The sequence below is a fragment of the Ruegeria sp. R14_0 genome, assembly GCF_017743975.1.
Taxonomy (GTDB): Bacteria; Pseudomonadota; Alphaproteobacteria; order Rhodobacterales; family Rhodobacteraceae; genus Ruegeria.
On record NZ_JAGHRC010000007.1, the window covers coordinates 117,688 to 132,030 of the forward strand.

Annotated in this window: 15 protein-coding genes; 10 read left to right on the forward strand and 5 right to left on the reverse strand. The window is 60.1% G+C overall.

Annotated features, from left to right (window positions below):
- Positions 1 to 48: 48 nt before the first annotated feature.
- On the forward strand, positions 49 to 2,502 hold the full coding sequence (locus J7416_RS18025; protein WP_209226793.1) for an FAD-dependent oxidoreductase: 2,454 nt from the start codon (positions 49 to 51) through the stop codon (positions 2,500 to 2,502).
- 145 nt (positions 2,503 to 2,647) lie between these two features.
- Entirely contained in the window at positions 2,648 to 3,553 is a 906-nt protein-coding gene (gene rarD, locus J7416_RS18030; RefSeq protein WP_209226794.1) for an EamA family transporter RarD, read from the forward strand.
- Here the strand turns inward: rarD and J7416_RS18035 are convergent.
- Both J7416_RS18035 and J7416_RS18040 read right to left on the reverse strand, forming a co-directional pair.
- Positions 3,544 to 4,254, reverse strand: a complete 711-nt coding sequence (locus J7416_RS18035; protein WP_209226796.1) for an SGNH/GDSL hydrolase family protein — start codon at positions 4,252 to 4,254, stop codon at positions 3,544 to 3,546. The genes rarD and J7416_RS18035 overlap by 10 nt on opposite strands.
- Positions 4,255 to 4,256: 2 nt before the next feature.
- On the reverse strand, positions 4,257 to 4,667 hold the full coding sequence (locus tag J7416_RS18040) for a nuclear transport factor 2 family protein (protein ID WP_209226798.1): 411 nt from the start codon (positions 4,665 to 4,667) through the stop codon (positions 4,257 to 4,259).
- A 96-nt stretch (positions 4,668 to 4,763) separates the two neighbouring features.
- Here J7416_RS18040 and J7416_RS18045 point away from each other — a divergent pair, with 96 nt between their 5' ends.
- Positions 4,764 to 5,411 (forward strand): RluA family pseudouridine synthase, encoded by a 648-nt coding sequence (locus J7416_RS18045; protein WP_209226799.1) that lies wholly within the window; start codon positions 4,764 to 4,766, stop codon positions 5,409 to 5,411.
- Between the two features lie 2 nt (positions 5,412 to 5,413).
- Here J7416_RS18045 and J7416_RS18050 read toward each other — a convergent pair whose 3' ends face one another.
- Complete coding sequence (locus J7416_RS18050) at positions 5,414 to 5,599, reverse strand: hypothetical protein (RefSeq protein ID WP_209226801.1); 186 nt, start codon at positions 5,597 to 5,599, stop codon at positions 5,414 to 5,416.
- A 103-nt stretch (positions 5,600 to 5,702) separates the two neighbouring features.
- Here J7416_RS18050 and J7416_RS18055 point away from each other — a divergent pair, with 103 nt between their 5' ends.
- The 4 genes from J7416_RS18055 to J7416_RS18070 all read left to right on the forward strand — a co-directional run bounded on the left by J7416_RS18055 (position 5,703) and on the right by J7416_RS18070 (position 8,678).
- Positions 5,703 to 6,392 carry a YafY family protein gene (locus tag J7416_RS18055; RefSeq protein ID WP_209226802.1) on the forward strand — a complete coding sequence of 230 codons (690 nt, stop codon included), beginning with the start codon at positions 5,703 to 5,705 and terminating at the stop codon, positions 6,390 to 6,392.
- Between the two features lie 108 nt (positions 6,393 to 6,500).
- Positions 6,501 to 7,172 carry an OmpA family protein gene (locus J7416_RS18060; protein WP_209226803.1) on the forward strand — a complete coding sequence of 224 codons (672 nt, stop codon included), beginning with the start codon at positions 6,501 to 6,503 and terminating at the stop codon, positions 7,170 to 7,172.
- A gap of 113 nt (positions 7,173 to 7,285) precedes the next feature.
- The gene (locus J7416_RS18065; protein ID WP_209226804.1) at positions 7,286 to 7,828 is read left to right on the forward strand and encodes an NAD(P)H-dependent oxidoreductase; all 543 of its coding nucleotides are present in this window, start codon (positions 7,286 to 7,288) and stop codon (positions 7,826 to 7,828) included.
- A gap of 49 nt (positions 7,829 to 7,877) precedes the next feature.
- Positions 7,878 to 8,678, forward strand: coding sequence for an acyl dehydratase (locus tag J7416_RS18070; protein ID WP_209226806.1), 801 nt, complete (start codon positions 7,878 to 7,880; stop codon positions 8,676 to 8,678).
- On the opposite strand, the gene J7416_RS18075 is transcribed toward J7416_RS18070, so the two are convergent.
- Positions 8,670 to 9,710: an FAD-dependent oxidoreductase gene (locus J7416_RS18075; RefSeq protein ID WP_209226807.1), complete on the reverse strand. Its 1,041-nt coding sequence runs from the start codon at positions 9,708 to 9,710 to the stop codon at positions 8,670 to 8,672. The genes J7416_RS18070 and J7416_RS18075 overlap by 9 nt on opposite strands.
- Positions 9,711 to 9,759: 49 nt before the next feature.
- Between J7416_RS18075 and mnmD the strand changes: the two genes are divergently transcribed.
- Both mnmD and J7416_RS18085 read left to right on the forward strand, forming a co-directional pair.
- A complete protein-coding gene (gene mnmD / locus J7416_RS18080; protein ID WP_209226809.1) occupies positions 9,760 to 10,425 on the forward strand; it encodes a tRNA (5-methylaminomethyl-2-thiouridine)(34)-methyltransferase MnmD in 666 nt (221 codons plus the stop codon).
- The gene (locus tag J7416_RS18085) at positions 10,422 to 11,291 is read left to right on the forward strand and encodes a DMT family transporter (protein ID WP_348540294.1); all 870 of its coding nucleotides are present in this window, start codon (positions 10,422 to 10,424) and stop codon (positions 11,289 to 11,291) included. The genes mnmD and J7416_RS18085 overlap by 4 nt, the downstream gene beginning before the upstream one ends.
- Here J7416_RS18085 and J7416_RS18090 read toward each other — a convergent pair.
- Positions 11,265 to 13,229, reverse strand: a complete 1,965-nt coding sequence (locus J7416_RS18090; protein WP_209226810.1) for a lytic transglycosylase domain-containing protein — start codon at positions 13,227 to 13,229, stop codon at positions 11,265 to 11,267. The genes J7416_RS18085 and J7416_RS18090 overlap by 27 nt on opposite strands.
- Positions 13,230 to 13,362: 133 nt before the next feature.
- Here J7416_RS18090 and dapA point away from each other — a divergent pair, with 133 nt between their 5' ends.
- Positions 13,363 to 14,235 (forward strand): 4-hydroxy-tetrahydrodipicolinate synthase, encoded by an 873-nt coding sequence (gene dapA / locus J7416_RS18095; RefSeq protein ID WP_209226812.1) that lies wholly within the window; start codon positions 13,363 to 13,365, stop codon positions 14,233 to 14,235.
- Positions 14,236 to 14,343: the final 108 nt, after the last annotated feature.

Below are 14,343 nucleotides of genomic sequence, written 5' to 3' on the forward strand. Positions count from 1 at the left end.
CTCTTTCGTGGCATTTTGGGTGGAAACTCATAAGGCGGAGTCATCAGAATGGCTGATCTTCCAAACAAGGCCCGCGTGGTCATCATCGGTGGCGGTGTCATCGGATGTTCGGTGGCATATCACCTGACCAAAAAGGGCTGGAAAGACGTGGTGCTGCTGGAGCGTAAGCAGCTGACAAGCGGCACGACCTGGCATGCGGCGGGCCTGATCGCGCAGCTGCGTGCGACGGCGAACATGACCAAGCTGGCGAAGTACAGCCAGGAACTCTACGGTTCGCTCGAGGAAGAGACCGGCGTTGCCACGGGGTTCAAGCGCTGTGGGTCGATCACCGTTGCGCTCTCGGAAGAGCGTAAAGAAGAGATCTATCGTCAAGCTGCCATGGCGCGCGCCTTTGGTGTTGAGGTCGAAGAGATCTCGAACGAGCGTGTGCAGGAGCTGTATCCGCATATCAACCTCGAAGGCGTCAAAGGGGCCGTGTACCTGCCGCTGGACGGTCAGGGTGACCCTGCCAATATCGCGCTTGCGCTGGCCAAAGGTGCCCGCCAGCGCGGCGGTATCGTCAAGGAACGCGTGAAAGTCACCGACATCGTCAAGCAGGGCCGCAAAGTCACAGGTGTTGACTGGGTTGCCGACGACGGCAGCGCGTCGGGTCACATTGAATGCGATATGGTGGTGAACTGCGCGGGTATGTGGGGCCACGAAGTGGGCCGCATGGCCGGCACCAACGTTCCACTGCATGCGTGCGAACATTTCTATATTGTGACCGAGAATATTGACGGCTTGACCCAACTGCCGGTTCTGCGCGTCCCGGATGAATATGCGTATTACAAAGAAGACGCTGGCAAAATCCTGTTGGGCGCATTCGAGCCGGAATCAAAGCCATGGGCGATGGATGGCATTCCTGAGTCGTTTGAATTCGATCAGTTGCAGGAAGATTTCGACCATTTTGAGCCAATTCTGGAAAAGGCGGTCGACCGTATGCCGATGCTGGCCGAAGCGGGGATTCACACGTTCTTCAACGGGCCCGAGTCTTTCACTCCGGACGATGCCTATCACCTCGGGCTCGCACCCGAGATGGACAATGTCTGGGTTGCTGCGGGCTTCAACTCGATCGGTATCCAATCCGCTGGTGGTGCGGGCATGGCACTGGCCGAGTGGATGGATAGCGGGGAAAAACCTTTCGATCTGGGCGATGTGGATATCAGCAGGATGCAACCGTTTCAGGGCAACAAGAAGTACCTGTTCGAACGCTCTAAAGAGACACTGGGCCTGCTCTATGCCGATCACTTCCCCTATCGCCAAAAGGCCACCGCGCGCGGCGTGCGCCGCACGCCGTTCCACCACCATCTGCTGGAACAGGGCGCGGTCATGGGCGAACTGGCGGGTTGGGAACGCGCCAACTGGTTCGCCAATGAAGGACAAGAGCGGGAATACCAGTACAGCTGGAAACGCCAGAACTGGTTCGAGAACTCGGCCGCGGAACATAAAGCCGTGCGCGAGAATGTCGGTATGTACGACATGTCCTCGTTCGGTAAAATCCGTGTCGATGGGCCGGATGCGGAAGCGTTCATGAACTATGTCGGTGGCGGCGATTACTCGGTCCCCAATGGCAAGATCGTCTATACCCAGTTCCTCAACCGGGCAGGCGGGATCGAGGCCGACGTGACCGTCACCCGCCTGACCGAAAACGCCTATCTGGTGGTGACCCCTGCAGCGACCCGTCTGGCCGATCAGACGTGGATGCAGCGCCATGCGGGCAACTTCAACGTCGTCATCACCGATGTCACGGCGGGTGAGGGTGTTCTGGCGATCATGGGCCCAAATGCGCGCGCGCTGCTTGAGAAAGTATCGCCCAACGATTTCACCAACGCGACCAACCCGTTCGGCACCGCGCAGGAAATCGAGATTGGCATGGGCCTGGCCCGGGCCCATCGCGTGACTTACGTGGGTGAGCTCGGCTGGGAAATCTATGTCTCATCCGACATGGCAGGTCACGTGTTCGAAACCCTGCACGAGGCCGGGCAGGACATGGGGCTGAAGCTGTGCGGCATGCACATGATGGACAGCGCCCGGATCGAAAAGGGCTTCCGCCACTTCGGCCACGACATCACCTGCGAGGACCACGTCGTCGATGCCGGGCTTGGCTTTGCCGTCAAAGTCGACAAGGGCAGCGATTTCATCGGTCGTGAGGCCGTGATCGCACGCAAGGAAAGCGGGCCGCATAACCGCCTTGTTCAGTTCAAGCTGACCGACCCGGAACCGCTGCTGTTCCATAACGAGCCGATCATCCGGGACGGAGCGTACGTGGGTTACCTGTCCTCGGGCAACTATGGCCACACGTTGGGTGGCGCAATTGGCCTGGGTTATGTGCCGTGCGAAGGCGAAAAGACGGCAGACGTTCTGGCCTCGACCTATGAGATCGACGTCTGCGGTGTGAAGGTGAAAGCCGAAGCGTCGCTTAAGCCGATGTACGATCCGAAATCGGAACGCGTTAAAGTGTAACGCTGAATGTTGGGAAACGGGGCGCTTCGGCGCCCCTTTTTTGTTGAACCCATCAATTTTGTTGATGTGAGAGTTCACGGTTTTCGCAGTTTTCAAACCCGCCTGACCTGCCGTAAAGACAAACGGTATCAGCCGGAGGCCAAAGATGGCGGAAGTCGCGACACCCCCACAGAACGAGGACACGCCCAAAGGTCTTGCCCTTGCGGTGACGGCCTACACGTTGTGGGGTTTTCTGCCGCTTTACATGAAAGCATTGGCCCATATCGGTCCGGTCGAAATCGTGGCGCATCGGATTGTCTGGTCGGTGCCGGTGGCGGGGTTGTTGCTGATAGCGCTGGGTCGAACCAAAGACCTAAAGGCCGCTTTGCAGAACCCGAAGATGCTGGGTATGGCGTGCCTGACGGCCGCTTTGATCTCGGTGAATTGGGCCATTTATGTCTGGGCCATCGCCAGTGGAAATGCCTTGGACGCTGCGCTGGGCTACTACATCAACCCGCTGTTTAGCATCGCCTTGGGAGCGATCCTGCTGCGTGAACCATTGACCCGGACGCAATTGGTCGCGGTCGGATTGGCTGCTTTGGGCGTGCTGGTATTGGTGGTCGAGGCAGGCAGCCTTCCGTGGGCGGCGCTGGGATTGACTGTCAGTTGGGGATTTTATGCGTTCTTCAAACGCTCGTTGCCAATCGGTCCAAATCAGGGCTTTTTGCTAGAGGTGCTGATCCTGTTGATCCCGGCTTTGGTCTATATCACTTGGCTGGGCGCGCAGGGAACCGGCCATTTTGGCATGGCGGTTCAGGATACCGCGCTGCTGGCGTGTGCGGGTATCGTTACCGCGGTTCCGCTGCTGGTTTACGCGAACGGGGCCAAACTGGTTCGGCTGTCCACTATGGGAATTCTTCAATACATTGCGCCGACGATGATCTTTATCACCGCGATCACCTTGTTCGGTGAGCACATCGACCGGGGCCGTATGATCGCCTTCCCGCTGATATGGGCGGCGCTGATTGTCTATACGATCCCGATGATCCGCCAGATGAAGCGTCAGACCTGACGGATCAGATCCGCCGCCGCATCTGCCCATAAACGATACGCTTTTGGGCTGGGGTGATACCCGTCAGGGGCCGCAAGGGCCGGGTCATCTGGGAAGGTCACAGACAGGTGGCGCGCCTCAGGAAACGTTGCAGCGACCTGTTGCAGTCCCTGATCCAATCGTGCGGCTTGACGCCCGAGCACCCAGGCTAACGGCTGCGGCAGCGCCGGAAATCGGTCCATTTGCGGTACGGCCGTGACGACGACACGGCGGACGCCCAGGGCATTCGTCAGTTGATCCAGCAATTGGGTCTGCAGCAGGGTAAATCTTTGTTGCGTAACGGCACGAGTGACATCGTTCACGCCCAAGGCCGTCACGGCTGCATCAAAGCGGCCCTCAAGCCGTTGCAGCCGCTCCAGCGTATCTTGTGTCGTGTGACCGGTTGTGGCCTCCAACCGCCACTCGACGCTGTAGTGGCGGGCCAGTCGCTCCACCAGAAAACCCGAAAGTGCTTGTTGCTGACGACCTGCCCCGACACCCGCCGCCGAGCTGTCGCCCGTGATCAGCAGCCGTAGCCGGGGACCGCGTCCCTTTCGCCCTTCGCGCGGACCCAAAGGTTCAGGCAGCTGTTGGGCATTCCGGCGCACGGATATCGCCTGTGCTGCCAAAACCGGCAACAGCGGGACGCGCAAGATCTGATCGGCGGCAATAGGGGCGGGCATGGTTAGCTGAGTGCGTTTTTGTATTCCAGGAATCGCGGGTCTTTCATCACCCGGGCCATCATCGCTTCGCGCAGCGCGCCAATGGTTTTATAGGGGCGCATAGCGACCTCGAAGGTTTCGATTAACCCATCGTCGTTCAATGTGATCAGATCAACACCAACAGCGTCCAAGTCACCGACCTTGCACTGAAACTCTAGCGCCCAGTCGTTGCCATCTCCCATGATACGGCGATAGCGGAAGTCCGAAAACACCTGTCCCACATGGCCCAAAACGGCGGCCACCGGTTCGCGCCCGGTCCAGGTGCTATAGTATGTAGGCGGTGAAAACCGCACGTTTTCCGCCAGCAACTCATGGATCAGGCTTTCATCGCCTTTGGCAACAACCTCTTGCATGCGCGCGATTGTGGGGTGCATGGTCTCTCCTCCGCTTTGGCCTGAGAGTTGCTGAACTGATCCGTTCAGGCAAGCCCGACGTTGCGGGAAGTCGTGCCCTGCGTTAGGCAGGCGCGCATGAGCGAGACCTATGATCCCCCGAAAACGCCGTTGGATGTGCTGCATGAGGATGCGCAACTGATTGTGGTGAACAAGCCTTCGGGGTTGTTGTCCGTACCAGGGCGCGGAGAGCATCTGGCCGATTGCCTGCTGACGCGCGTTCAGGCGGCGTTTCCGCAGGCTTTGTTGGTGCATCGGCTGGATCGGGACACATCCGGCGTCATGGTTTTTGCCCAAACACCGCATGCGCAACGGCATCTGAGCATGCAGTTCGAGAAACGTCAGACTCGCAAGACCTATGTCGCGCGGGTGTGGGGGCGTATCGAAGCAAAGACCGGAACAGTTGATCTGCCGCTGATCGTGGATTGGCCCAACCGTCCGCGCCAGATGGTCTGTCATGAGACTGGTAAGCCCGCCGTCACAGATTGGCGGGTCGTCAAATACGAAGGTGAGACGACGCGTGTCCGGCTGTTCCCGAAAACAGGCAGGTCTCATCAGTTGCGCGTCCATATGCAGGCGCTGGGTCATCCCATTTTGGGTGACCCGTTCTATGCAGACGGACCCGCGCGCGAATTCCCGCGGCTGATGCTGCATTCCGAAGAGTTGCGCCTGAAAAGTCCCGAGGGCGGAGTTTCAATGAAATTCCGCGCCCCGGCTGACTTCTGATCTTATGCGGTGCTGGTCCACAGCATCTTGAGATTGCCCAGCGAAAACCGTTTTGTCCGTTTCGGTGGGGCGCAGGGCTGACGGGCGGCCATGATCTCTCGTTCGATCTCGAACGCGCGCAGGTTGTGATCCTGTGCCCAACGGTCCAGTTTCAGTGTCATCATCACGTGATTGTCGCGGCTTGGCATGATCGGCCTCCTTTGGTCTGTTTCCCAAAGATCGCTGATCACTCCTGACACCACCTTGTCAGGGGGGTGTGCTAGAGTGTCAGCAGACTGTCCGGAGACCCTCATGCGCCGATCGACCCGCTTGTTTGAAATCATTCAAATTCTGCGCTCAGCCGAAGCACCGGTAACGGCCGCGGCTTTGGCGGAAAAGCTCGAAGTCTCTGCGCGCACGGTCTACCGCGATATCGCGGCGTTGCAGGCACAGCGCACCCCGATTGAAGGTGAGGCTGGGGTCGGGTATCTGATGCGCCGCGGGTATGACCTGCCGCCGTTGAATTTCGATGCTGAAGAGGTCGAGGCCTTGTGGGTTGGTCTGTCGATGCTGGCACGGACCGGTGACAGTACTTTGCAACAGGCGGCAGATCGGGTGTGTCGCAAGATCGACGCGCTGCGGGCCCCTGCCGATTGGTTGCAGGTCGCCCCTTGGGGCGCACCGATGGACGACCCGGCCAAGGGGTGCGTCCCTGTTGTAAACTACCGCGAAGCCATCCGGGACGAGCGCAAGATCCGCATCACCTACGTCAATGCCGAAGGTGAACGGAGTGAACGGATCGTCCGGCCGGTCGCCCTGATCTATCACATCGAATGCACCATGCTGGCTGCGTGGTGCGAGTTGAGGAATGGGTTCCGGCATTTTCGCACGGATCGTATCTGGGCCTGCGAGCTGACCCAAGATCACTTCTGCGGACAAGGCGAGCCCCTGCGCGCGATCTGGCAAGACCAGAACCACTGGGATTCTGTCGAGCGGCGGTAAATCGCCGACTTCAAATGATTGTTGCTTGAGCCTATGTGGGGGTAACGCGATATACTGCGTCAACTAAAGCGGGTCCGGCGAACGGACCCCCGAGCAGAAGGTGAATTCATGACGATTTCCAAGAGTGTTCTTGCCGCCGGGCTGGGTTCTGCCCTGTTTTTAGGGGCCTGTACTGACCCCGGTACGTTGAACCTGCCATCCGATCCGAACCAGAACACCAGACAAGGTGCGATTCTGGGCGGTATTGTGGGGGCTGGCGTCGGGGCAATCGCGAATGGCTCTGATCCGCTTCTGGGTGCTGCAGCAGGGGCCGCGATTGGTGCCGCCGGCGGCGGTTTGATCGGCAACCAACTGGATCGGCAAGCTGCCGAGTTGCGCCAACAATTGGCCAACCAGGGGATCACCATCACCAACGCGGGTGACCGCCTGATCGTCACCGTGCCGAACGACATCACCTTTGACACAGACAGCGCAACCGTACGTCCGGCTCTGCGGGCGGATCTCGTGCGCGTGGGGCAAAACCTGGTCAACTATCCCAACTCTAACGTGCAGGTCATTGGCCATACCGACAGCGACGGCGACGCCACTTATAACCAAGGCCTGTCCGAGCGCCGGGCCCAGTCGGTTGCCGATATTCTTCAGGCCAATGGCGTAAGCGGTGCGCGCCTTTCGACCGTTGGCTTGGGTGAAAACCGACCTGTCGCCTCGAACCTGACCCCAGAGGGCAAGGCACAAAACCGCCGGGTCGATATCGAGATCATTCCCAACGGGAACACATAATGGCAGGGGCACCTTCGGGTGCCCTTTTTCGCACATTGACTGCGCGTCATCCGGGCTTTGGTCCTCGCAAGACTTGAGCTAGCTATTGGGAAACACCACAGCGGAGTTTCCCAATGTCTGAACCCATTCTGCTGAGCCTGTCCGGCTCGTTGCGCCAAAGTGCCACCAATCGCAAATTGTTGCGCGAAGCGGCGCGGTTGTTCGAACCCGGTACGCATATCGAAGCTGATCTGAACCTGCCTTTGTATGATGGCGATCTCGAGGATGGCGAGGGCATTCCCGAAGCCGTGCAAACCTTGTCCGAGCAGATCGCGCAGGCGCACGCGGTGATCATTTCCACCCCGGAATACAACAAGGGCCCATCGGGTGTTCTGAAAAACGCGCTGGACTGGGTCAGCCGCACCGATTGCCGCCCCTGGGCTGACAAGCCGGTGGCCGTGATGTCGGCTGCGGCCGGGCGCTCAGGTGGTGAGCGGGCGCAGATGATCTTGCGCAGCTATATGGTGCCGTTTCAACCTCGCATCCTGCAGGGGCCTGAAATCCATCTGGCCAGCAGTTCGGACGAGTTTGACGAGCAAGGCAAACTGCGCAGCGAACGCTATGAGAATTCGTTGCGGACACTGATGCAGAAACTGCGGGCCGAGGCCGGGTTCTGATCGCTTCACGCCGCTTGCCGGGTCGCATTGGTCTGCCTAGTCTGCCGCTATGACTCAGGAAATGCAGACCGATGTGATGGACCCGGCCCGCGCCGCCGCGCTGCAGGCGGCACTGGGGTTTCAGGAACGGATTGAGGCGGGCGACCCGTTGCCACCCTTTTTCCACCAGCTGTACTTCTGGTCACCACAGCTACCTGAAGATTTGGGTCGGGACGGGCATCCGAAGGTCGGGGGCGGTCTGATCCCAGACATGGGCCTGCCGCGCCGGATGTGGGCCGGGGGTCGTCTGCAGTTTCACAAACCGCTGGTCGCGGGTTCACCGGCCCAGCGGGCGTCCGTGCAAGAAAGCGCAACCTCAAAAACCGGGCGAACAGGACCTCTGGGCTTTGTCACCTTGCGGCATGAGGTTTCACAGGACGACCATCTTTGCCTGACCGAATGGCAAGATCTGGTTTATCGGCAAGACCCTTCAAAGACGGACATCAAACCCACTCCCCCCGTGGCGCGTACGGATGAAACCGATCAGCGTGAGGTCGCTTTCGACTCCACGCTTCTGTTCCGCTACTCGGCGCTGACCTTTAACGGGCACCGTATCCATTATGATCTGGACTATGCCCGCGACGTCGAAGGCTATGACGGGCTGGTTGTCCATGGCCCGCTGCTAGCCCAGCTTCTGATGCTGTTTGCCGAAGACCTGATGGGACCGCTGGCCGAGTTTTCATTCCGCGCGTCGTCGCCGTTGATGCATTTCGAAACGGCCACCTTGTGTCGGAACGGTCAGGCGATGTGGGTGCGCGGACCCGATGGCCGACAATGCATGACCGCCGAGGCGCTGCTGCGGTCAGAGTGACGCCTCGGGCCGAAAATCACCCGGGATCGTGTCGCGGTTGTCCAGAACCAGATCGGCCATGACCTCGGCTACTTTCGGGGCCATGCCAAAGCCGATCTTGAAGCCTCCGTTGGCGATGAACTGTCCCTCATGCAAGGGATGCGCGCCCAACATCGGCGCACGGCTTTTGCTGCGCGGGCGCACACCTGCCCATCGTTCGATGACCTCTGCGCCGTGCAGAACCGGAACCGCTCGCATGGCGCGGTCCAACACATCGTCTAACGCTGCGTCCGTGCTGGTCGGGTCGTCATAGTCTCTTTCTGAGGTCGAGCCGATCGCCAATGTGCCATCCGCATGGGGAATGAAATGGATCGCGTCCGCAAACAACTGAGGCACCTCACCCGCGTCGAACCGTAACAGCGCGGCTTGTCCTTTGACGCCATTGCCGACAGTTTTGTCCAACGCGTCGCTTAACTCCTGCAACCCGGCCAATCCGGTCGCGTGGACGACCTGCCCCTGGTCCGGCGCTTCGGTCGCGACCTCGACGCCCATCACAGCCAAAGCCGCCACCAGCGCGGCACAGGCGCGGCGGGGATGCATGCGGGCGCTCAGGGTGTCGTGGATGACAAAGCTTGTGGGGCTGGGCGGGCACCAGGCGCCGACCTCAGCGGTTTCGACCACCCGCCATTCTGCGCGACCCTGCCACAGATCTGCCGCCGTGCCCGCACGGGCACGGGCCAAGTCAAGCGTGCGATCATCGGCGATAGGCTGCAGCCGGCCCAGCCTTGCATATCCGGGTGAAACTCCACCCGTCGTCTCGACCTGTTTCCAGAACGGTTCAGCCATGATCAGGCTGTCGAACTGAAAGGCCTTCTTCGCATTCCAGTTCTCGGGCACGTGCGGGGCCAGCGCGCCGACCAGACCGCCGCTGGACCCCGCCCCGGGGCCAAACGGATCGACGACCTGAACCTTGGCGCCGCGCCGGGCGCAGGTCCATGCGATGGACAGGCCAAAGATGCCAGCCCCACGCACCGTCACATCGACCATTGCCATTCCCCTTTTCCTTGTTCAGTGTCGCGCCGCTTAGCTACAGGATTCCCCGATGGCAGACCAGCGTGCCGAACTGACTTGGACCGAGGATCAGATCCCCGTCTCGGATCGTTTTGACGACCCGTATTTTTCGTTGCAAAACGGGCTGCAAGAGACGCGGCACGTGTTTCTGGCAGGCAATGACCTGCCCGCGCGGTTCGCGTCCGGTTTTCACATAGCCGAGCTGGGCTTTGGCACCGGCCTGAACATGCTGACCGTCTGGTCGGAATGGGAGAAGGCGGGCCACACCACGCCCTTGTCCTATACCAGTTTTGAAGCGTTCCCGATGGACACAGAGGATATGGACCGCGCGCTGGCGGCCTTTCCCGAACTCGCGCCGTGGTCGGAACGGTTCCTGGCGCAATGGCAGGGCGGGACCTGCGATCTGGGCACGCTGCGGCTGGAGGTTGTTGAAGGCGATGCGCGCCAAACCTTGCCCGCATGGGTGGGTTCGGCGGATGCGTGGTTTTTGGACGGGTTCTCTCCAGCCAAAAACCCCGAGCTTTGGGGCGCGGATCTGATGCAGCACGTCGCCGATCACACCGCAGCAGGAGGTACGGCGGCCACTTATACAGCTGCGGGTTTCGTGCGGCGCGGATTGGAGGAAGCCGGGTTCGTCGTTACCCGCACATCCGGCTATGGCCGCAAACGCCATATGACGCGCGCGGTGAAACAGTGACACAGCAGAATAACACACGCGCTGGTATTGCGCTGATGATCGGGGCGACCATCGTCTTTGCACTGCAAGACGGTATCTCGCGCCATCTGGCCGGTACGTACAACACCTACATGGTGGTGATGGTACGGTACTGGTTCTTTGCAGCCTTCGTGATCGCCTTGGCCGCCCGCGCACCCGGAGGGCTGAAGGCAACCACCCGGACCAGCCAGCTCAAACTGCAGATCTTCCGCGGTGTGCTTTTGGCCGCCGAGATCTGCGTCGCCGTATTTAGTTTCACGGTTCTTGGCCTGATCGACGCGATGGCCGTGTTTATCTGCTACCCGTTGCTGGTTGCCGCACTCAGCGGGCCGGTACTGGGTGAACAGGTTGGGTGGCGGCGTTGGGCTGCGATCGGTGTCGGTTGTATCGGGGTCCTGATCATCCTGCAGCCCGGTGTTGGCGTGTTCAACCCTTGGGCCATTGTCCCGCTGATTTCTGCTTTGATGTTCGCGGTCTACGGATTGCTGACGCGCTATGCGTCGCGTCGCGACAGTACGGCCACCAGCTTTTTCTGGACGGGTGTCAGCGGTGCGGTCGCCATGACTCTGGTTGGCATGTGGTTCTGGGAGCCGATGGAACAAGCCGACTGGGCCTGGATGGCCCTGCTATGCGTGAGCGGCGTTCTGGGGCACTGGCTGCTGATCAAATGCTATGAAATGGCCGAGGCCAGCGCGGTGCAACCCTTCGCCTATTTCCATCTGGTCTGGAGCGCCATTCTTGGCATCTCTGTCTTTGGCGAGACGCTGCGCCCCGAGGTGGTTATGGGCGCAGCGCTGGTTGTGGCCGCTGGTCTGTTCACCCTATGGCGCGAAAGACGCCAACGTTGAGCCGACCAGTTCCTGCGAAAATGGAATGGGCAGAGCAGGCTCGCCCAAGCGGGCGCGATAGACCGGCAGACTTTCCGCCACGCGCATCACATAGTTTCGGGTTTCGCTGAACGGAATCGTCTCGATCCAATCAACCACGTCGATCTCACCCGCGCGCGGATCGCCATAGCGCGCCATCCACGAGATCGGGCGGCGCGGACCAGCGTTATACCCTGCCGACATCATTACGACGTTGCCGTTGAAATCGGCGGCGAGGCCCGACAGGTAGTTCGCGCCTAGCTTGGCATTGTATTGCCAGTCCGAGGTCAGGTTGTTCGTTTTGTGGCCGCTTAGAATGCCCAGTTCCTTGGCAACCAGCTTGGCCGTGGCGGGCATGACCTGCATCAGCCCGCGCGCGCCTGCACCGCTGACAACAACCGGATCAAATTCGCTTTCTCGGCGCGCGATGGCCAGCGTCATCTCTTTGGCCATGGGCAGCCCCATGTCGGCAACCGGGTGAACCGGATAGTAAGCCGCGGGCAGAACCGTGCCATACGTTGCTGCGCGTTTGGCGATCATCACGGCCAGATGCGGCTGTTTCAGTTCGATCACCAGATCGCCAAGCTGATTGGCCTGAACCGGGTCCAGCTCTTCGACCAGGTGGGTCAGGAAACGTTCCGACAGATTGTCTTCACCCGCCTTCAGCAACAGCAGCCCGGCCTCCAGCACGCTGGAGTTCGAAAACTCAGCCTGTTTCCAATGCGGAGCGCGTCGCGGGTTGGCCAATTCGCTATCAAAAGGCCGCCCGATCTGTTCTGCGGCCAGCAGGCCATAGAAAGACGTCTGGTAATCCGCGCCGGTCGCATAGGCGTCATACGCCTTGTCGGCATCGCCTTGCGCTGCATAAGCGCGCCCCAACCAGTATCCGCCACGCCCTTTCGAGATCGGAGATTTCACCGCGCCCGAGAAATTCTGGAAATGCCGGACGGCCGTGGCCGGATCGTTCAGTTTGCGCAAGGCAAGAAAGCCGGAAAGCCACTCCAGATCTGCATAGCCATAACCCATTTCAGGCGTCATGTGGTGATTGGCGGCAATATCGTACGCACGGCTGGGGTCGCCATTTCGCATCTCGAGCCGGGCCAGACGTCGCCGTCCTTCGGCCCATTTGTCCGGTTCGCCCAAGGCATCAGGATCGGTCGAGCGTGCCAGCATCAGGTCGATTGCGCTGTCGTCCAGTTCTTTCCTGTCGCGCCAGACAAACCTGTCAAAGGCCAATCCGGGTGAATCTGCCAGTGATTTCGGAACCGCGGCCACTTTGCCGTCGACGCCCGGCTGCCGTTTCTGCAGGGCGATCCGCGCCTCGGCCAGCTTACGCTGGTCCGAGTCGACCAATGGCAGCATCTGTCCCGCGCTAATCAGATGATTGTCCCATAGCATCCGGTCCAAACGCGCGGCGTGATGGGGTTTCAGCAGCTTACCGAAATTTTCCAGATAGTCTTTCTGCAGGCCGGACCCCATGGGCATCGTCCGCCAGGCGGTGACGATATCCGCCTCAGCGTCGCCCTGGCGACCTTTGGCCTTCAGCGCGACCGCATAGTTCAACGCGCCTTCGGCAGTCTGCGGTGGCACATCGGCATAGAACTTCAGAACCCGGTCCGGGTCTGCCCCGGTGAACACCGGCTCGCTCTTGCGGCGCAGCCAGGCCAGGCCCGGCCAATCCGGGCGGCGGTCCAGAAACACCAGAACATCGCCAGAGCTTCCAAATCCTTCACGCAGCCAGTGCCAGACAATGATGTCCCGCGTCACCGACCCGCGCGTACCGGACACGCGCAGGGCTGCATTCCAGTCGCCCTTGCGCATTTCATTCATACCTGCTCGCAGATCACCAGCTGCGTCGGACCGCACCTGTGTGCCCGAAACCAGAATCGCGGCTACCAAAACCGCCAGAAAGCGTGTCATCCCTTGCATTCCCCAACAAACCAAGGATAGAGCCATTCAGGATAAACCTTGCGCCGTCGGGATCAACTCAAGAAAGCGATATTCCTGATCTTCCGCGACGCAAAAAATACAAACTGCACCAAAGGAGCGTGTCATGTTCAAAGGCTCTATGCCAGCCCTCGTCACCCCGTTCGAAAACGGCGAGTTGGATTTGGATACGCTCAAACGTTTGGTCGAATGGCAGATTCAGGAAGGCTCGACCGGGCTGGTCCCTGTTGGAACCACTGGTGAAAGCCCGACGCTGAGCCATGAAGAGCATGAGACCGTCGTGGCAGAGGTTGTCAAAGCTGCTGCTGGTCGCGTTCCCGTTATTGCCGGTGCCGGGTCAAACAACACGGTTGAGGCCATTCGCTTTGTCCGATTCGCCGAGCAGGTTGGCGCGGCGGCTGCCCTGGTCGTGACGCCCTATTACAACAAGCCGACTCAGAAGGGTCTGCTGATGCACTTCCGTGCGCTGCATGATTGTGCGGACATCCCGATCATCATCTACAACATCCCCGGCCGGTCGGTCATCGACATGACCCCCGAAACCATGGGCGAGCTTGCAAAACTGCCGCGTATCATCGGTGTGAAAGACGCCACCGGTGATCTGGTGCGCGTCAGCCAGCAGCGCGCAAGCTGTGGCGCGGACTTTTGCCAGTTGTCCGGCGAGGATGCGACGGCACTTGGATTCAATGCGCATGGTGGCGTTGGCTGTATCTCGGTCACGGCGAACGTTGCACCCAAGCTGTGTGCCGAATTCCAGCAGGCTACGCTAGACGGCGATTACGCCAAAGCGCTCGAGTATCAGGACCGCCTGATGCCGCTGCACGAAGCGATTTTCATCGAGCCCGGGCTCGTTGGTGCGAAGTATGCGCTCAGCAAATTGGGGTTGTGCAGTGAAGAAGTGCGCTCACCCCTGGCCGGTTTGGAGGCCAGCACCAAATCCGCAATTGATGCGGCTATGGCTCACGCTGGACTGCTCTGACTCAATCTCAAAAAAAAGAAAGGCGGCCTCGAACTTCGAGCGCCGCCCTTTTTTGTGCCGGATCCAGACTTCATCTGGCAAAAAATATCCCGGGGGAGGCGCGGCTTG